Genomic DNA, 18623 nt, shown 5'->3' with positions numbered 1-18623 from the left:
GGGTGGGCCACGGCCCGGGGGGACGTCCACCCCGCGGGCCGTGGCCGTGTGTAAGACCGTCACGGCCACAGCGGCCGGGGTCCGTCGGTAAAAGCCGACGCCATCTGCCAGGCGTCGAACCGCTCCAGGGCCGCGTCGCCGTCGGCACCGATACCGACGCCGACGGCCTCGTCCGGACGGGTGGGGTAGATGCGGGCGGTCAGGGCACGCCCGTTGGCGAAGATCTCCAGTGCGGAGTGGTCGACGAGGACCCGCAGGTCGACCCGCCCGTCGGGACCCAACGGCAGTTCGCCGTACCGGGGTTCGGTGTCGACCGTCGGGTCGAGGCTGCTGGTCTCGCGGTGCAGTCGGAGGGTGCCGCTCGCTCCGTCGTCCGACCGGCTCACCTCCACGACCGTGCGTTCCGCGCCGTCCGGTGTCTCGCGGAGCACGAGCCGGGCGGTCGCTCCGGGAGCGAGACGCAGGGTCGTCTCGATGTCCAGCTGGTCCCCGCGCACGGCGGGCAGCCGGGTGTACGAGTCGGCCAGCCGGCCCGGAGCCACCTCTGCGCGCTCCCGCCGCAGCTCGGTCAGCTCCGGCACCGGGGCCTGGTGCAGGCCGCCGTCCGTGGCGAGCGTGACGACCCTCGGCAGGGACATCACACCGCACCAGCCGGCCTGCGCGTTCGCCTCGTCCGTCCGGCCCTCCTGGAGCCAGCCGAGCATGATGCGTCGGCCGTACTCGTCACGGGTGGACTGGGGGGCGTAGAAGTAGCGGCCGCCGTAGTCGAGGCGGTGGAGGCCGGTCGGGGTGAAGGTGTCGCCCTGGTATCGGCCGGTCCAGTACAGGGGGTGGTGGGTGGTGCCCTCGTCCCAGGCGGAGAAGACCAGCACGTCGGTACTGCCGGCCTCCTCGTCCTCGCCGAGCCGGAAGAGGTCGACGCACTCCCACATCGTGCCGGTCCAGTCGAGCTCGCCCTGGTTCTGCGATGCGTCGCCGGTCAGCAGGGGGCCGACGTAGCGCCAGCTGCGCAGGTCGTCGGACTCGTACAGGAAGGCCGTTCCGCCGATGCCGCGGATTCCCGAGCCCACCAGCTGGCGCCACACCCTGTTCTCGCCGGAGCCCTCCCGCCAGACGCAGTGGTCACGGAAGGCCGTGATGTCGACGCCCTCGGGCGGGGCGGTGATGACGGGGTTGGCCGGGTCCTTGGTCCAGTACCGCAGATCCGCCGATCCCCTGGCAACACACGGGAGTTCATGCTCGCCGTGTCTGCCCGAGTAGACGAGCGTGGGCACTCCCCCGTCGTCCACCAGGACACCGGACCAGCAGCCGTCGCGGTCCGGGCCGTCCGAGCCCGGCACCAGGGCGACCGGCTCGTCGGCCCAGTGCACGAGGTCGGTACTGGAGGCGTGGCCCCAGTGGATGCGGTGGTGGGCGGCGGCGAGCGGGTTGTACTGGTAGAAGAGGTGGTAGACGCCGTTCCAGTGACTCAGGCCGTTGGGGTCGTTGAGCCAGCCGCCGGGCGAGGTGAAGTGGAAGCGGGGGCGGTGGGGGTCGCGCAGGGCGCGTTCGGCCAGCCCCTCGGCGGTGGGACTGCCGGAGGGGAGGGTGAGGTCGTGGGTCATGCGGCGGTGGTCTCCGCTTTCTCGGTGGCGTCGGTGGCCTCGCCGTCCGGCCGGTCGGTGGCCTTGAGGACGCGGCGGGCGATGTCGGAGGCGGGTGCGCGCAGATGGCAGCGCACCCAGTGGGGCTGTCCTTCGTTCTCGCCGACGATGTGGCGGACGGGGTCGGTGCGGCTGCACGCGCCGTCGTCGCCGTAGGGGCAGGACGCGGGGTTGAGGATCGCCTCGCGCAGGCGGGCGCGCTCGACGGGGTCGTAGCTGCCGGCCCGTTCGGGGTCGGGTACGGCGGACAACAGCAAGCGGGTGTACGGGTGAGCGGGGGCGTCCATCACCGCCAACGCGTCGCCGCCCTCGACGAGTTCGCCGGCGAACATGACCATCGTGGTGTCGGCGAGGTAGCGGGCGGAGCCCAGGTCGTGCGTGATGTAGAGCATGGCGATGTTCCGCTCGTCGCGCAGGCGCCGCATCAGGTTGAGCACGCCGACGCGCACGGAGACATCCAGCATCGACGTCGGTTCGTCGGCCAGGATGAGGCGCGGTTCCACCGCCAACGCGCGAGCGATGGAGACGCGCTGACGCTGGCCGCCGGAGAGTTCGTGCGGGTAGGACTGGAGCATGTCTTCGGTCAGGCCGACCGTTTTCATCAGCTCGCGCAGCGCCTCTGGTGTGGCGGAGCGGCCGTGCAGGACGAGGGCCCGGGTGAGGAAGTGCTCGATGCGGTGGACGGGGTTGAGTGAGCCGAAGGGGTCCTGGAACACCATCTGGACCTTGCGACGGTACGCCCGTGACGCCCGGCGCCGCTCGGTGCGCAGGACGTCCTCGCCGTCGAGCAGCACCTGTCCGGCGGAGGGCTGTTCGAGGCGGGCGAGACAGCGGGCGATGGTGGACTTGCCGCTGCCCGATTCGCCGACCAGGGCGGTGATCCGGCCGGCCGGGAGATCGAAGGAGACGTCGTCGACGGCTCGGACACGGCGCCGGGAGAAGACGGTGCCGACCTGGAAGTCCTTGGTCAGACCGCGCACGGACAGCAGGGGTTCGGTCATCGGGGGGCTCCTTCGAGGCTGCGGGCCACCCAGCGGCCGGGCGCGATCTCGCGCAGGTCGGGGATGTTCATGGAGCAGTCCGAGCGGTCCTCGGGACAGCGGACGTGGAAGCCGCAGCTGTCGGCGGTGCGCGGGGCGTCGAAGAGGCCGGTGAGTTCCTGGCGCGGGCCGGTCAGCGGCGGGAAGGCGTTCATCAGCGCCTCGGTGTAGGGGTGGAGCGGATGGGCGAACAGGTCCTTGGCGTCGGCGAGTTCGACGATCCGTCCGCCGTACATCACGCCCATGCGGTCCGACAGCTCGACCATCAGGGACATGTCGTGGGTGATGAAGAGGATGGAGAAGCCCAGCTCCCGCTGGAGGTCGCGGATCTGCGCCATGATCTCCTGCTGCACGACCACGTCGAGCGCGGTGGTCGGCTCGTCCATGATCAGCAGTCGGGGGCGCAGTGCGACAGCCATGGCGATGACCACGCGCTGGCGCATGCCGCCGGAGAGCTGGTGCGGGTACGCCTTCAGCCTGCCCGGGTCGATGCCGACCAGCTGAAGCAGCTCGCCGGCCCGCTCCCGCGCGGCCCGCTTCTTCATCTTCTCGTGCGTGGTGAAGATGTCGACGATCTGCTCGCCGATGGTCAGGACGGGGTTGAGGGAGTTCATCGCCGACTGGAAGACCATGGCGATCTCCCGCCACCGGAAGGCGCGCAGCTCCCGTGGGTCCAGGGCGAGGACGTCCCTGCCCTGGAAGCGGATGCTGCCCGCGGTGATCTCCGCCGGGGGCTTCAGCAGCCGCATCACCGCGTTGGCGATGGTCGATTTGCCGCAGCCGGACTCCCCGGCGAGGCCGAAGACCTCTCCGGCGCCGATGGAGAAGGAGACGTCGTCGGCGCCCACGACGGTGCGTCCGTCGCTGCGGTATTCGACGCGCAGGCCGTTCACCTCAAGTACGGGTTCCATGGCTCAGCCCCTCCTCTCGCGGCGGGCACGGCGATTGCGCAGCCTGGGGTTGGTGATCTCGTCGACCGCGTAGTTGACCAGCGCGAGCGCGAAGGCGACGAGCGCGATGCACAGTCCGGAGGGGACGAAGGCCCACCACGTGCCGGTCATCAGCGCGCCGTCGTTGCTGGCCCAGTACAGGTTGGTGCCCCAGCTGACGACGCTGCTGTCGCCGAGGCCGAGGAACTCCAGGCCGGCCTGGGCGCCGATGCCGAAGATCACGCAGCCGAGCAGCGTGGTCATCACCACGGACGCCATGTTGGGCAGGATCTCGCGGAACATGATCCGCAGCGGGCGCTCCCCCGTGACGACGGCCGCGGCCACGAAGTCCTTGCCGCGGATCGACTTGGCCTGCGCGCGCAGCACCCGGGCCGAGCCCGCCCAGCCGGTGACGACGAGGACAAGGATCACGGTGGAGGTCCCGGGTGGCAGGAACGCGGCCAGGATGATGAGCAGCGGCAGGCCGGGCAGCAGCAGGAAGATGTTGGTCACCAGGGTCAGCGCGTCGTCCATGATGCGGCCGAAGTACGCGGCGGCGAGGCCGACGACGATGGCGACGCCCGTCGCCACGAGCCCCACGGTGAACCCGACGAAGAGCGAACTGCGCGCACCCCACAGGGTGAGGGCGAGCACATCCTGGCCCTTGGCGGTCGTACCGAGCCAGTGTGCGGCCGAGGGTGCCTGGCTGCCCGTGGAGTTGATGAGCGACGGGTCACCCGGTGCGAGGACGGGTGCGAGCAGGGCCAGCAGCGCGAAAAGAGCGAGCAGGATCAGCCCGGTCAGCGCCTTCTTGCTGTCGATGAGCTGGCGCACCAGTCCGCGCCGACGGATCGTGCGCGCGGGGACTGTCGGTGTGGTGGCCGTCGCGATGTCGATGGCGGTCATGTCGGCAACCCCCTTCAGCGGACGCGGACGCGCGGGTCGAGGCGGACGTACACGAGGTCGACGAGGAAGTTCGCGATCAGCACCGCCGCCGTGATCGTCAGGAAGATGCCCTGCATCAGCGGGTAGTCCAGGCCCTGGACGGCCATCAGCAGCTGGTAGCCGATGCCGGGGTAGGCGAACACGACCTCGGTGAGCAGCGCGCCGCCGACGACGAAGCCGAGTGCCATGCCGAAGTTGGTGACGGAGGGCAGCAGGGCGTTGCGCGCGGCGTAGCGGAACATGATCCGCGAGGGGCTGAGCCCCTTCGCCTCGGCCATGGTGATGTAGTCCTCGGCCGCGGTGGCGATCATGGTGTTGCGCATGCCGAGCATCCATCCGCCGATGGAGACCAGCACGATGGTCAGCGCGGGCAGCACCAGGTGGGTACCGACGTTGGAGAGGAACTCGCCGTTGAAGCCGGGGGTCAGTCCGACGTCGTAGGCGTGCCGCAGCGGGAACCAGTTCAGGCTCACCCCGAACAGGTACAACGCGCCCATGGCCAGCCAGAAGTAGGGGAACGAGCCGACGAAGATCAGCAGCGGCGGGAAGGCGGAGTCGAGGACGCCGCCGCGCCGCCAGGCGGCGACGATACCGAGCAGGTTGCCGAGGACGGCCGCGACGACGAGCGCGACGCCGCCGAGCAGCAGGGTCCAACCTATCTGCGAGCCGATCACGTCGGTGACAGGGGTGGGGAAGCGGGTGATGGAGATGCCGAGGTCGCCGGTGAAGACGCTCTTGACATAGGAGACGTACTGCTCCCAGAGGGGGCGGTTGTCGAGGCCGAAGAGTTTTCGCAACTGGGCTATCTGGTCGGGCTGCATGGTGCCCTGGGCCTGCGCGAACATCCGGGAGACCGGGTCGCCCGGCATGAAGCGCGGGAGAACGAAGTTCAGGGTGATGGAGGCCCAGAAGGCGAGCAGATAGAACCCCAGATTGCGCAGGATCAGACGCACGGGTCGTGCTCCCTGTCGGTGGGGGTGAATGTGTGTGGCGGTGCGCGGGGGCGGCCGTCCGGGGAGGAGGGCGGCCGCCGGTCCGTGCGGGCGGCGTCAGCCCTTGACGGGCTTGAGCGACGTGAGCACGAGAATGGTGCTGCCGTTGCGGTTGCCGAGGGTGGCGTACGGGTTCTCTTCGGTGGGCCAGCCGGTGAAGCGGGCGTTCGTGTACGCGCCCCACTCGGGGCCGGTGAACAGCGGGACGACGGGCGCGTCCTTGTTGTACAGCTCCTGCAGACCGTCGATCTGCCGCCGCTGGGCGCTCTCGCTCGTGGCGGCGGCGAAAGCGTCGATGAGCTTGTCGGCCTTCTTGTCACCGAAGCGGTGGTAGTTCTCCGTGGCCTGCTTGCCGACCGGCTGCACCATCTTGGTCGACATCACGCCGCGGAAGTACTCGTACGGGGTGGCGCCGTTGTTGCTCCACACGATGCCGGTGTCGAAGGTGCCGGTGTTGTACGAGGACGAGACCGCCGACCAGTCGGGCGTCTTCACGGTGGCGGTGATGCCGACCTTCGCGAGGTCCTGCTTGATGATGTTGGCGACCGAGATCCAGTCGGAGGAGGCGGAGCCGACGGAGATGTCGAGGGTGAAGTTCTTGCCGTTCTTCAGCTTCCGCTTGCCGCCGCTCTCCTTGTAGCCGGCCGCGTCGAGGGCCTTGGCCGCCGCGTCGGTGTCGTCCTTCGTCCAGGTGCAGGAGGCGGCCAGCGACGTGTCGCGCCACTTGTCGTACGTACGGGCCAGGCCCGTGCAGTCGGCGGGTTCGGCGTAGCCGTTCATCGCGACCTTGGTGATCTGGTCGCGGTCGACGGCCATGCTGAGCGCCTTGCGCACGGCCGGGTCGTCGAAGGGGGCCTTGGTGGTGTTCAGCTGCCAGTTGATCATGGCGCCGGTGGCCGGGAACCAGTAGTGGTTGTGCTTCTTGTCCTTGGCGACGAAGGACTTCTCGATGTCCGGGATGAACGACTGCGTCCAGTCCACCTCGCCGTTGGTGAAGGCGATGTTGGCGCTGTCGTTGCCGGAGAAAGCGAGCATCTGGATGCCGGCGATCTGCTGCTTCGCGGGCTGCCAGTAGTCGGGGTTCTTGCGCAGCTCGTACGACTGGCTCTGGAACTTCTCGATCTGGGTGTACGGGCCGGTGCCGACCGGGTTCGGGTTGGTGAACTTCGCCGGGTCCTTCACCTTGGACCAGATGTGCTTCGGCAGGATGTAATGGCCGCTGATCTCGTAGAAGGCGGTCGAGAACGCCTTGTTGAAGGAGAACTTCACCGTGTGGGCGTCGACCGCCGTGACCTTGTCCAGGTAGTCGAAGCCGCCCAGCACCTTTTTCTGGAGCTCGAAGGTGTAGACGACGTCGTCGGCCGTGAGCGCTTGGCCGTCCGACCACTTGACGCCCTCGCGCAGCGTGAAGGTGAGGGACCTGCCGTCCTTGGCCTGCTCCCACGTGGTGGCCAGCCACGGCGTGTCCTTGGCATCCGCCATGCTGTGCACCGCCAGCGGCTCGTAGACCGCCTGGAGGGTCATGGGGGCGGCCTGCGGGGAGAGCGGGTTGAAGTTGCGCGTGAACGTCGCAAGATCCTCGCGCGGGATGGTGAGCAGCTGGTTGCCGGAGGTGTCACCGGCGCCGGCGGCGCCCGAGCCACCCGTACAGGCGGACAGGACCAGGGCCGCGGCGGCGGTAGCGGTGACCGCTCTCAGGACGACTTGTGGCCGCCGTGGAGGTATGCGGGAGGGTGCCATAATGGAGATTCTTTCCTCTCTTCAACACACAGGGCGAAGACGGGATGGGATCCTCGTCGGACTGATTAGCGGTCAGACCGACGAGCGTTCGAGCAGCGGGCAGTCGATCGTCACCTGATGGGTGTCGAGCGGCTGCCCCGCTGCGAGAGCGGCGAGCATGTCGATGCCCTTGGTGCCCATGGCCTCGAAGGGCAGGGCGAGCGTCGTCAGCTTCGGCCGCAGATAGGCGGCGATGAGTTCCTGGTTGTCGAAGCCCACCACGGCCACGTCGTGCCGGATGCGCAGCCCACGTTCCTTGATCGCGTCGTACGCGCCCATCGCCATCCGGTCGTTTCCGCAGAACAGCGCGGTCGGCCGGTCGCCGGCCGGGCGGTCAAGGAGTTCACCGGCGGCGGTATAGGCGCTGTCGGCGGTCGCCCAACCGGGGACGACGAGGGAGGGGTCGGGGGTGATCCCGGCCTCGCGCAGGGCACGTTCGTATCCGTCGCGCCTGCCGATGGCGGCCGGGATCGCCGGGTCGAGGTTGATGAACCCGATGCGGGTGTGACCGGCTTCCAGAAGCCGGCGGGTCGCCTTGTATCCGCCCGACACCTCGTCGGGCAGGATGCACGGCAGCTCACCTTCCGCGTCGTAGCAGTTGACGAGCACCGTCGGGACCTCCCGGGCGGCCTTGGGGAGCGTGACGGCCCGGTGCCAGGTCGTGGCGTACAGCAGCCCTTCCACCCGGTGCTCCAGCATCTGGTCGAGCGCGGCAGCCTCCTGGGCGGGATCGCCCTCGCTCGCGGCGATCAGCAGGAACCTCCGGTCAGCCCAGGCGCGGCCCTGCGCGCCCGTGATCACCTCCCCCGCGAACGGGCCGGTCACGATCTCGGTGATCAACCCGAACCACCCGCTGCGGTTCGCGGCCAGCGCCCGCGCTCCGGCGTTGGGCCGGTAGCCGAGCTCGTCGATCGCCTCCAGGATCCGCCGACGGGTCTCCTCGGGGATGGCGGCACCGGGCTTGTCGTTGAGGACGAAGGAGACCGTGGTCCGCGAGACACCCGCGTGGCGAGCCACATCGCTCATGGTCACGCGATGCGTCCTGTTCGTGGCCACTTCCACTCCCTTTCGACCAGCCGGAGGCGAGACAACGCCTCCGGTTTCGCGCTTTAATAACGCGCGTTACTTCCTTGTGGCAGGGAAGTTACGTCCGCCTTGAGCGGCATGTCAATACCTGCGCGTGGGCCGCATCAGGCCACCGGCCCGGTGCCCATCTCCACCCGCGCTCTTCCTGAGAGAGGCAGACAGTCACCATGGCCCGAGCCCAGGCCCCCGTCAGCGTCACCGTCCTCGGTGAGTGCGTCGCCGACGCCTTCCCCGACCCCGCCCGATCCGACGCCGATGTACTCGCGCTGCGGGCCCTGCCCGGTGGCGGCCCGGCCAACACCGCCGTCGCCCTCGCCCGGCTCGGTACCCGGACGCGTTTCCTCGGGCGGTTCTCCCACGACGTCTTCGGCGCCCTCTTCCATGCCCGCCTCACTGCCTCCGGCGTCGACCTGACCGGCAGCGTGACCGCCGCCCCCGAGCCCAGCACGCTCGCCGTCGCCGACCTCGACGAGTCCGGCCAGGCCACCTACACCTTCTACGCCGACAGATCCGCCGACTGGCAGTGGACCGCCGACGAACTCGCCGCCACCCAGCAGGACGAGGCGGCCTGCCTGCACACCGGCTCCCTGGCACTGATACAACAGCCCGGCGGCAGCCGCATCGAGGACCACCTCGCCAAGGCACGCGAGCACGTCACCGTGTCCATCGACCCCAACGTCCGCCCCCTGCTCGTACCGCCCGCCGCATACCGCGAACGGCTCCCCCACTGGTGCGCCGTCGCCGACATCCTGCGCCTCAGCGAGGACGACCTCGCGCTGCTCCTGCCCGGCGTCGGCCCTGAGGAGGCGTGCGACACCTGGCATGCCGCCGGCGCGCGCCTCGTCGTCATCACCTTCGGCGGGCGCGGCGCCCTTGCCTCCCTCGACGGTCTCCGCGTCACCGTCTCGGCCCCGAGGGTGGACGTCGTCGACACCGTCGGGGCCGGAGACTCCTACACCGCGGGCCTGCTCCACCGCCTCGCCGCCCTCGGACACCTCGGCGGCCGACTGGACCGGCTCAGCCTCGAAGACCTCACCGACGCCTGCACCTTCGCCGCCCGTGTCGCCGCCCTGACCTGCTCCGTCCCCGGCGCGAACCCGCCCGCGGCGGATGCAGTGGGGCTGGAGGCCGAGGTGGATGGGCTCCTGCCCCCTGCCTGAACGCGGCATACCCGTTCCCGTCGCCATGACTGCGGGAACGGCCGCCGAATCCGCACTGCCGACACCCCGTACGCGCTGTTGCCGCGGCGCCGCCATGGTTGCGGGGCCGCAGAGCCGGGGAGCCTGGCGGCGCCTGGGATCAGGTGCGGCCCTCACCGAGGTCTGCCGGCGGCGCCGTGACGACGACCGCAGGAACAGGAGGAGTCCATGGCTGGGTCGGACAACGGATGTCCTTGCATCGAACGGCAACGTCGATACGAAGGCCGCTCGGGATCTGCGGGATACGGCGAAGCCGAAAACGCCGGTTCCGGTGTGGCGTGAGGGGCTGGCCTGGGACTGTGCCGTGGACGGTGCTGTCGGTCGACGGCCCAGCTTGGTCAGCAGGATCACCCTGGTCGCCCTCGCCACCACGATGGTGGAGCCACTGACGCTGACGGAGGCCCCCGATCCCGTGGCGAGGACCCGGGTGACTCCCTCATAGCCGAAGGCGCCCTGCCCCGACGGGTAGGTGCCACGCAGGTTCAGGTAGCCCGATCCGTTGCTCGTCGTGGCGCGCGTGGGGAAACCGACACTGCTCGGCACTCCGTCGAGCGCGGTGTTGACGCCCAGGGTGGTGTCGATGGTGCGGCCGGGCGCGAGGATCAGCTCGTGGACGATCACGTCGTCGGCGCGGGAGACGACGGCCCTGCGGGTCCAGGTGCCGCACTGGTCGGTCCAGCTGGAACTGACCTCGCCGGTACGGAAGTCGTCGACCCGGCCGTAGTCGTTGACCGTGGTCATGCCTGGGGTGTCGATGTGCAGTTCGTACGCGGGGTGGTAGCTCTGCCTCCAGCGCAGTGACCACCCGGAGGTGAAGTCGCTGTTGACGCCGGAGGGTCCGCGGCGAGTGCCTTGTCGCGTACGCCCTCCAAGCGGCCTGAGATCACGGGGGGCTGCACGGTGCGGGTGCCGTTCGGCAGCACCAGACGGTGGTGGTCGAAGACCACCTTCTCCCGTGTGGCCGCCCCGTGGAGGATGGCTCCGCACGTGCCGTTGCCGGTGAGGAAGCCGTCGGTCCAGGAGGCGGCGGGGGACGTGTCGTAGATGCCGCGGTGGGGGACGGTGATCTGTCGGCGGGACGGCGGCCGCGGCGTTCCCCGAGAGGAAACCGCCAGGGAGGGCGGCCGCTCCGGCGGTCAGTGCGGAGCGGTCAGGAGGCGCCTGCGACCCATGGAGTGGTCCATTGCGCAACCTCCTTTGTCTGCTGAGGGCTGTGAGGAATGCGGGAGTTGGGACGATTCCCCGTGAGGGACGTGCCCCGGCGGCCCCCTCGATGGCGGGGCCGCCGGGGCACGCGGTCAGGAGAACGTCCAGGTCTCGCTGTTGACGCTCGCGCTGCCGCCGAGTTCCTGGTCCACCGCCGCTCCCTGGGCGGTGGAGCCCGCGACCCCGATGTGCAGGCCGCTGCCGACGCCGACCAGCATGTAGTTGCTGCCGGTGTAGCTGCCGGTCAGGTCGAGGGCCCACTGCTGGTTGGTCCCGCCGTTGCAGGTCCACTGGTGCAACTGGACTCCGGCGGTGGTCGACTTGCTCGGGACGTCCAGGCACAGGCCGCTCTTGACGCTCTTGAGCGTGTAGATGTTGTCCGTCACCCGGGTGAGGGTCCACTGCTGGTTGGTACTGCCGGCGGACGGCCACTGGATGATCTTGGCTCCGCTTGCCGTGGAGCCGCCCGAGACATCCATCAGCATGGAGCTGCCGACGTTCTTCAGGGTGTGGACCCCCTGCGACGGGATCCCGCTGCCAGGCGTCCACGTGCCCGCGTCCACGTCGAGGGACCAGGTCGGGTACTGACCGAGGTTCACCGTCGTGCCCCGGATGGTCAGCGGCAGCCAAATCAGCTTCGACGCGCCCAGGTTGGAGGTGTCCCAGCGGTCACCGGCGTAGATGTACGTGGTGCCCGCGGTGCCCTGGACGGTGATGACGTTCGCCGTCTGGCTGCCATAGGTTTTGGTGCCGGGGGCGGCGAAGTCGCGGAACGCCGACCACGGGCCGCTCAGCGAGGTGGCGGTAGCGTAGATGTTGTCGTTCAGGCTCCAGCCGGTCAGGTGGGAGCCGAAGACGTAGTACATGCCGTTGATCTTCACCATGGCGGGCGACTCGACGCTGCCGCTGCTGCCGCCACTGCCCAGCACCGCCACCGCGCTGTCCACGGAGAGGTAGTCGGCGGACAGCTTGTAGATGCGCAGGCCGTTGTTGCGGTCCTCGCTCAGCAGGTAGCCGGTGCCGTCGGTGTCCTGGAACAGGCCGATGTCGCGGCTGAGGTTGCCCATCGGCCGGAAGCTTCCCCGGTAGGTGTACGGGCCGCAGGGGGTGCTGCTGGTGGCCACGCCGACCCTGGCCTCGGCGTAGCTGGTGCTGTCGATGTGCATGTACATCACGTACGTGCTGGTCGACGCGTTGTAGATGACCTTCGGCCGCTCCACGATGCGGCTGGGGCCCAGGTCACCCGCGGCCTGCCGGCTCAGGGCCTGACCCTGGTAGGTCCAGTTGGCGAGGTCGGTCGAGGTGTAGCACGGGATGTCCTGGAAGGACGTGTCCCCCGATGCCCTGCCGGTCTTGTCCTCGCCGAAGCCGAACCAGGTGCTGCCCACCTTGATGATGCCCAGGCCGTGCAGCTGGAGCGCGTTGCCGTTCTGATCGGTCCGGTCGGCACCCGTCGTGAACGTCACCGAGGCCGCTTGTGCCTGCGTGGTGGGGATCAGCAGGGCGGCGAGGCCGCCGAGCAGGGTCAGAAGCGTGAGGAGGGTGGTCCGCCATCGGGTGCGCGGTGACGGTGTGGGGTGCGAGGTGGTGTCGGGCATGGTCTCGCCTCTCCGTTGAGGTCCGGGTTTGGTGCGGGTGTACGGATGTACGGGAAGAGCGGTGGGTTCCTGGGGCCGCTCAGGGGGCGAGTGGGATGGTGATGGTGTTCCAGGACATCGGTGGCAGCAGGGCGCTCAGCCGTCCGCCGTCCGTGACGGTGCCGGTCACCGGCTTCGGCGTCACGCGGTCCTGGTGTTGGAACGTGTTGGCCGCGTGCCGGTTGGGGTCGGTCAGGGCGGTGTGCGTCGGCTGCCCGGCCACCGGGTTGAACGCCCGCAGGTCGGCGGTGAGTTCGAGCGGCCTCGTCGTGTCCCGGTTGACGGCGAGGACGGTGAGCGTCCCGTCCTCGCGCTGGACGGCGGTCGCGTGCAGCAGGGGCACCTCGCCGTAGCGGGCGGTGTCGTGGACGGGGCTGTCCAGGGCGAGCCGGAGCACCTGGCCGCCACCTTGACGGGCCGCGTCGGCGAAGGGATGGAAGATGGTCTGCCGCCAGGCCGGGCCGCCCGGCTCGGTCATGATGGGGGCGATGACGTTCACCAGCTGGGCGAGGCAGGCCGCGGTGACGCGGTCGCAGTGGCGCAGCAGGGTGATCAGCAGGGTACCGACCACGACGGCGTCGGTGACGTTGTAGACGTCCTCGAGCTGGCGCGGGGCCACGCTCCAGTCCGGGGTGTCGGTGTTGTTGACCGGCTGGCTCTGGTACCAGACGTTCCACTCGTCGAAGGAGAGGTTGATCCGTTTGCTTGAGTGGCGCTTGGCCCCGATGTGGTCGGCGGTGGCGACCACACCGTCGATGAAGGCTTCCATATCGGCGGCCGAGGCGAGGAAGCTGTCGACGTCGCTGTCGCTCTCCTCGTAGTAGGCGTGGCAGGAGATGAAGTCGACGAGGTCGTACGTGTGCTCCAGGACCGTCGCCTCCCAGGCACCGAAGGTCGGCATGGAGCGGTTGGAGCTTCCGCAGGCGACCAGTTCCAGGCCGGGGTCGACGTCACGCATGGCCTTGGCGGTGACGGCGGCGAGGCGGCCGTATTCGTCGGCGCTCTTGTGACCGAGCTGCCAAGGGCCGTCCATCTCGTTGCCCAGGCACCACAGTTGGATGCCGTGCGGCTTGTCCACGCCGTGCGAGCGGCGCAGCTCGGACAAAGCCGTGCCGCCGGGGTGGTTGGTGTACTCGAGGAGGTCGAGTGCCTCTTGCAGGCCGCGGGTGCCGAGGTTGACGGCTTGCATCGGCTCGACGTCGGCCTTGGCCGCGAAGCGCATGAACTCGTTCAGCCCGAACTGGTTCGTCTCGACGGTCCGCCAGGCACCGTCGAGCCGGCGGGGCCGCTGCTCCCCCGGGCCGACTCCGTCTTCCCAGCGGTAGCCGGAGACGAAGTTGCCCCCGGGGTAGCGGACCATGGTGACGCCCAGTTCCCGGATCAGGGCCAGGACGTCGGTGCGCAGTCCGTCCTCGTCGGCGCTCGGGTGGTCCGGTTCGAAGACGCCGGTGTAGACGCAGCGGCCGAGGTGCTCGACGAAGGATCCGAACAACCGCGGATTCACCTCGCCGACGGTGAAGTTGGGGTCCATATGTATGGCCCCTGCGAGCGGCGGGTGGCTGACGGGGTGGGGCATGGGTCGCTCCGGGATGGATTGGTGTGAAGTACGGCGTTCTGTGCGATTGCCGGGCGCCTGCGGTCAGCCCTTGATGCCGGTGTGCGCGACGCCTTCGACCAGGTACCGCTGCCGGAAGAGGAAGACGAGTACCAGCGGCAGGATGAACACGGTGGCGGCGAGGAACAGCTCGTGGATGTCGACGGTCTGGACGGTGGTGAAGGTCGACCGGGCCACCTGCACCGTCCAGCTGGACTTGTCCTGGCCGATGAGCAGCGGCCGCACGAAGGCGTTCCAGTTGGTGGTGAAGGTGATCGCCGCGATCGCCGAGAAGAAGCCGGTGGAGTTGGGGACGACGATCCGCCCGCACGTGCCCCAGCTGCCGAGGCCGTGGATCCGGGCGGCCTCCTCCGGTGCCTTGGGGAAGCCGAGGAAGTACTGCCGGAAGACGAAGGCGGTGAAGCAGCTGAACAGGCCGGGCAGACCCTGCTGTCAACCGAGTTGGCAGCCAGGTCCTTCTCCGTGAAGTCGGACTTCACGTCCGCGATGATGTCGTCCAGCGGCACGATCTGCCCGGACTTGCCCATCTGGACGTCGTGGTGGAACTCGAAGACGTCGGGGCCGCTGCTGGAGACCAGGCCGCTGGAGGCCAGGCCGCTGGAGAGCTTGGAGGCGTAGTCACCGGGGATCCACTGCACCGACACGTCGGCCTTGGTGTACGCCTTCGCGTACCGCACCGCCGCCTGCTGGATGCCGGCCTCGCCGTACCGGTGATAGCACTGGCTGATCGCCGCCTTACCGCCGGTGGAGCCGCCGCGACCGGTGTTCCCGCCGCACGCGGCCAGGAATCCCGCCGCCGCCACAGCGCCGGAGGCGTGCAGGAAGGGCCTGCGGCCGAACGATCTGCTGGGGTTCCGCTCAGGGGACATGGCCACCTCTGCTGTGAAGAACAGGCGTGGGAAGGGGACTTGGGGACGGGGCCCGCGACGGCGGGTGATCACGCCGTGGGCGGCCGCGGAGTGCGGCCGGTTTGGGCGCGACGCGAAGCCCGCGGGGTGAGGGGGCACGCATTCGGAGGGGGCAATTCCTGCCGCTGACGGGGGTGCAGCGAGCGGATCGAGACGCAGGTTATGCGCGCTACACCCCTTCGTCAACAAGCCAGAAAAAGTCTGCGCACGGCAGTTCCAACGGCGTGCACGCCGTGGTTACGATCGGACGCCCCAGCCGCATCGAGCACAGGACGACGTCGTTGAAGCGGACGTACCAGGACATACGCCGGACCAACCGTTTCGCGGTGATGCGGCATCTCATCGCCTCGGCGCCCGTCGTCAGGCGTGACATCGCCGCAGCCACGGGCCTGTCGGTGGCCACCGCCTCCGACATCGTCAACGAGTTGCACGAGTTGGGGCTTCTTGCCGAGATCGGACAGCAGGCTTCGGGGGGCGGACGCCCGCGGAACCTTCTCGCGCCCGACCTCGAGGGACCCCGGCTCATCGGCATCGACATCGCCGAGACCTACGTCCACGTCGAGGTCTTCGATCCCGCTCTGCGGGTTCTGGCCAGAGCCGAGTACGAACTGCACCCGCACGCCAACTCGCCGGACTACGTCGTCGACCGTATCGTCCGCGGAGTCGACGACGCGATCGCGCAGGCCAAGGTGGAGCGCGGCAGGATCCTCGGGATCGGCGTCAGCATTCCCGGCCAGGTACGGCCGGACGGCACGGCCTCCGTCTTCGCCCCGAACTGGCGGTGGAACGACGTGCCGCTGCTGGACCTGCTCACGGACCGGGTCCCTGATGTGCCGATCCTCCTCGACAACCCGCTGCGTGCCAGCACCGTTGCCGAACTGTGGTTCGGTGCCGCCCGCGGCCACGACGACGTCGCCGTCCTCACCCTGGGAACCGGCGTCGGCGCCGGCCTGGCCGTCCAGGGGGCGCTCTACCGCGGGGCCACGAACACGGCCGGCGAATGGGGCCACACCAGCCTGGTCATCGACGGCCGCACGTGCCGCCGCGGATGCGTCGGATGCGTGGAGACCTACGTGGGCGCACCCGGCATCATGCAGCACCTCGCGGAGACCGATCCGGAGAGCCCGCTCCTGTACCCCGACGACCAGACGGCGACCATCAACGCCCTGGCCACCGCCCACGCGGCCGGCGACCCCGCCGCACAGCAGGTGATCGCCACGACCGGCCGTTACCTCGGCATCGCCATCGCCAACCTGATCAACCTGTGCAACCCGCAGATCATCGTGCTCACCGGATGGGTCGCCGACAGTCTGGGCAGCGCCGTCCTGCCGCACCTACGCGCCACCGCCGCCCACTACGCACTCGCCGAACCCTGGGAAGGCACCGAGATCAGCCTCTGCCCCATCGACCGCAACCCGGTCAGCCTCGGCGCGGCAACCCTCGTCCTGGAAGGGTTCCTGTCCTGACACTCCTGCTGTGAGCGGCTCCAGCTCGAGGGCGGAACCCCCACCGCGTGCCCAACTGCGCCCGCGATCAGGTTCGTTTGACATTTTTTGTCTGTATCACATCGAAATGCCCGCAACGGAGAGGTGCACGAGCCATGGCAGATTCAGCGCGTCACGCCCTACCTGAACAGCCGTCGGCCGACGCCCCGGGACAAGTCTCGCGGCGTCGACTCCTCAAGGGCGCCGCCGTCACCCTGGGAGCCGCGGCGCTGGGCGCCGGCGGCGCCGGGACGGCCGCGGCGGCTGACGCCTCGGTCACCGCGACGGCCCCCGACGGCAGCAACACCATCACGATGTCGCTGACTTCGGGCGCGCTCAGCTGGTCGGCGAAGCGAAAAGGCGCGAGGGTGGTCGACACCTCGGCTCTCGGCCTCAAGCTGAGCGACGGGACGGTGCTCGGCGCCGCCGGCACGGTGATCACCAACTATCAGCACTGGACCATCGACAACACCTGGACTCCGGTGTACGGCCGCAACGCGACCGTCCGCGACCGGTACCAGGAGATGCGCTGGAACCTCCAGGACACCGCCTCGCTGATCAACTTCAGCGTCCAGATCCGCGCCTACCCGACCGGCGTCGCCTTCCGGTACGTGCTGCTCGACAAGGGCGCCGCCACGATCGCCGACGAGCTGACCACGTTCGCCTTCCCCGACGGCACCCTGGTCTACAGCGCGCGTGACGAGGACCCCTACAACCCGGTCGCGCCCGGCTCGATCCCCTCCACGGGCACCTCGACCACGGACACCGGCCCACTGACCGACCTGCCGCTGACCGCCACCTACGCCGGCGGCAGTCTGATCGCCTGCATCTGTGAATCCTCCCGTCTCAACTTCCCGCGGCTGATGCTCAGTTCCGTGTCCGGGCAGCCGGGCACGCTCGCCGCCTACCTGATGGAGCACACCGCCCGCGGTGCGGACACGGTCCAGACGACCTCGACGGTCACCACGCCGTTCGCCACGCCCTGGCGGGCGGTGGTGACCGGCTCCACCCACGCCGAACTCGTCGACAACGCCGAGCTGGTGCTCAACCTGGCCCCAGCGAGCGCGTTGGCCGACACCTCGTGGATCAAGCCCGGCAAGGCCTTCCGTGTACAGCTGACCACCGCCGCCGGGATGGCGGGCGTCGACTTCGCCGTGGCTCGCGGCCTGCAGTACATCGAGTACGACGGTGGCTGGTACGGCGACGTCAGCAGCACCGACGCGACGAAGCCGATAGCGGACATCGACCTGCCCTCGGTCATCTCCTACGCCACGAGCAAGGGCATCGGCGTCATCCTCTACGTCGACCGCAGAGCGGCGGGCAACCCCGACAGCCTGTTCGGCCTCTACAAGAGCTGGGGCGTCGCAGGGGTCAAGCTCGGATTCGTCGACGACGGCACCCAGGCGATGACGAACCAGATCACGAACTGGGTCAGGACGGCGGCCAAGTACAAACTGCTGATCGACCTGCACGACGACGTGCGGCCGTTCGGCTACGAACGGACGTACCCGAACTGGGTCACCATGGAGGGCGTGCGCGGCAACGAGCGCTTCCCGACCGCGAGCCACAACGTCACCCTGCCGTTCGCCCGCAACATCGGCGGGCCGATGGACTACACCATCTGCTACGGCCAGTCGCGGGACCGGACCACCAACGTCCACCAGATGGCCATGGCGGCGGTCTTCTATCAGCCGCTGAACTTCCTGTACTGGTACGACTCGCCGTCCAAGTTCGCCAACCCCTCCAACTGGCCGGGGCTGCCGTGGTTCGACGCCATCCCCACCACCTGGGACGAGAGCCGCGCCCTCGCCGGATCGATCGGCCAGTACGTCGTGGTCGCCCGCCGCCACGGCGACACCTGGTACGTCGGGGCGATGACCAACGAGACATCCCGGACCCTGTCGCTCCCACTGACGTTCCTGGGTGGCGGAACATTCACGGCGACCGTCTACGCCGACGGCACTCCGGGCGCCAGCCCCTACCAGACGCCGGTCGTGGTCAACTCCCGGACGGTCACCTCGGCCACCGCACTGGACGTGGCGATGGCTCCCGCGGGCGGCCAGGCGATCATCCTCAAGCCGAGCTGACGCGACGGACGGGGATTCCATCGGTGAACATGACGTACTTCAGCCGCCGTGGGTCGCGGAGTCGACGGAGTGA

General features: G+C 69.2%; 14 protein-coding genes and 2 pseudogenes. 4 read left to right on the top strand and 12 right to left on the bottom strand.

The genetic code is table 11. The annotated features are described in order from the left end of the window. Positions 1-59: 59 nt before the first annotated feature. From OG841_RS45545 to OG841_RS45515, 7 genes are all read right to left on the bottom strand, one after another. On the bottom strand, positions 60-1604 hold the full coding sequence (locus tag OG841_RS45545) for a glycoside hydrolase family 32 protein (protein WP_371570157.1): 1545 nt from the start codon (positions 1602-1604) through the stop codon (positions 60-62). Further along, entirely contained in the window at positions 1601-2644 is a 1044-nt protein-coding gene (locus tag OG841_RS45540) for an ATP-binding cassette domain-containing protein (protein WP_371570154.1), read from the bottom strand. Before OG841_RS45540 ends, OG841_RS45545 begins: the two co-directional genes overlap by 4 nt. Continuing rightward, a complete protein-coding gene (locus tag OG841_RS45535; protein WP_328635972.1) occupies positions 2641-3594 on the bottom strand; it encodes an ABC transporter ATP-binding protein in 954 nt (317 codons plus the stop codon). Before OG841_RS45535 ends, OG841_RS45540 begins: the two co-directional genes overlap by 4 nt. 3 nt (positions 3595-3597) lie before the next feature. Continuing rightward, a complete protein-coding gene (locus tag OG841_RS45530; RefSeq protein WP_328635973.1) occupies positions 3598-4518 on the bottom strand; it encodes an ABC transporter permease in 921 nt (306 codons plus the stop codon). Positions 4519-4532: 14 nt separating this feature from the next. After that, positions 4533-5510: an ABC transporter permease gene (locus OG841_RS45525; RefSeq protein WP_328635974.1), complete on the bottom strand. Its 978-nt coding sequence runs from the start codon at positions 5508-5510 to the stop codon at positions 4533-4535. Positions 5511-5606: 96 nt separating this feature from the next. Next, positions 5607-7289: an ABC transporter substrate-binding protein gene (locus OG841_RS45520; RefSeq protein ID WP_328635975.1), complete on the bottom strand. Its 1683-nt coding sequence runs from the start codon at positions 7287-7289 to the stop codon at positions 5607-5609. 72 nt (positions 7290-7361) lie between these two features. Further along, complete coding sequence (locus OG841_RS45515) at positions 7362-8354, bottom strand: LacI family DNA-binding transcriptional regulator (protein WP_371570147.1); 993 nt, start codon at positions 8352-8354, stop codon at positions 7362-7364. Between the two features lie 227 nt (positions 8355-8581). Here OG841_RS45515 and OG841_RS45510 point away from each other — a divergent pair, with 227 nt between their 5' ends. Continuing rightward, entirely contained in the window at positions 8582-9574 is a 993-nt protein-coding gene (locus OG841_RS45510) for a carbohydrate kinase family protein (RefSeq protein ID WP_328635977.1), read from the top strand. 432 nt (positions 9575-10006) lie between these two features. On the opposite strand, the pseudogene OG841_RS45505 reads toward OG841_RS45510, so the two are convergent. From OG841_RS45505 to OG841_RS45485, 5 genes and pseudogenes are all read right to left on the bottom strand, one after another. Then, positions 10007-10354, bottom strand: a pseudogene (locus OG841_RS45505) (glycoside hydrolase N-terminal domain-containing protein); the annotation flags it as partial. Continuing rightward, positions 10351-10659, bottom strand: a complete 309-nt coding sequence (locus OG841_RS45500) for a glycoside hydrolase N-terminal domain-containing protein (protein ID WP_365123099.1) — start codon at positions 10657-10659, stop codon at positions 10351-10353. The gene OG841_RS45500 and the pseudogene OG841_RS45505, both read right to left, overlap by 4 nt. A gap of 252 nt (positions 10660-10911) precedes the next feature. Continuing rightward, on the bottom strand, positions 10912-12417 hold the full coding sequence (locus OG841_RS45495) for an RICIN domain-containing protein (RefSeq protein ID WP_328635978.1): 1506 nt from the start codon (positions 12415-12417) through the stop codon (positions 10912-10914). A gap of 79 nt (positions 12418-12496) precedes the next feature. Next, positions 12497-14032, bottom strand: a complete 1536-nt coding sequence (gene arfA / locus OG841_RS45490; RefSeq protein WP_328635979.1) for an arabinosylfuranosidase ArfA — start codon at positions 14030-14032, stop codon at positions 12497-12499. A gap of 63 nt (positions 14033-14095) precedes the next feature. Next, positions 14096-14494 (bottom strand): annotated as a pseudogene (locus tag OG841_RS45485) (ABC transporter permease subunit); the annotation flags it as partial. A gap of 39 nt (positions 14495-14533) precedes the next feature. Here OG841_RS45485 and OG841_RS45480 point away from each other — a divergent pair. The 3 genes from OG841_RS45480 to OG841_RS45470 all read left to right on the top strand — a co-directional run bounded on the left by OG841_RS45480 (position 14534) and on the right by OG841_RS45470 (position 18550). After that, entirely contained in the window at positions 14534-14689 is a 156-nt protein-coding gene (locus OG841_RS45480; RefSeq protein ID WP_328635980.1) for a hypothetical protein, read from the top strand. Between the two features lie 523 nt (positions 14690-15212). After that, the gene (locus tag OG841_RS45475) at positions 15213-16445 is read left to right on the top strand and encodes an ROK family transcriptional regulator (RefSeq protein WP_328635981.1); all 1233 of its coding nucleotides are present in this window, start codon (positions 15213-15215) and stop codon (positions 16443-16445) included. A gap of 134 nt (positions 16446-16579) precedes the next feature. Next, positions 16580-18550, top strand: a complete 1971-nt coding sequence (locus tag OG841_RS45470; RefSeq protein ID WP_328635982.1) for a glycoside hydrolase family 97 protein — start codon at positions 16580-16582, stop codon at positions 18548-18550. Positions 18551-18623 lie beyond the last annotated feature (73 nt).

It is taken from the genome of Streptomyces canus, from assembly GCF_041435015.1.
In the GTDB taxonomy this organism is placed as follows: domain Bacteria; phylum Actinomycetota; class Actinomycetes; order Streptomycetales; family Streptomycetaceae; genus Streptomyces; species Streptomyces canus_G.
The sequence above is the reverse complement of the archived record's forward strand: the minus strand, read 5'-3'. Positions and strand labels throughout refer to the sequence as shown.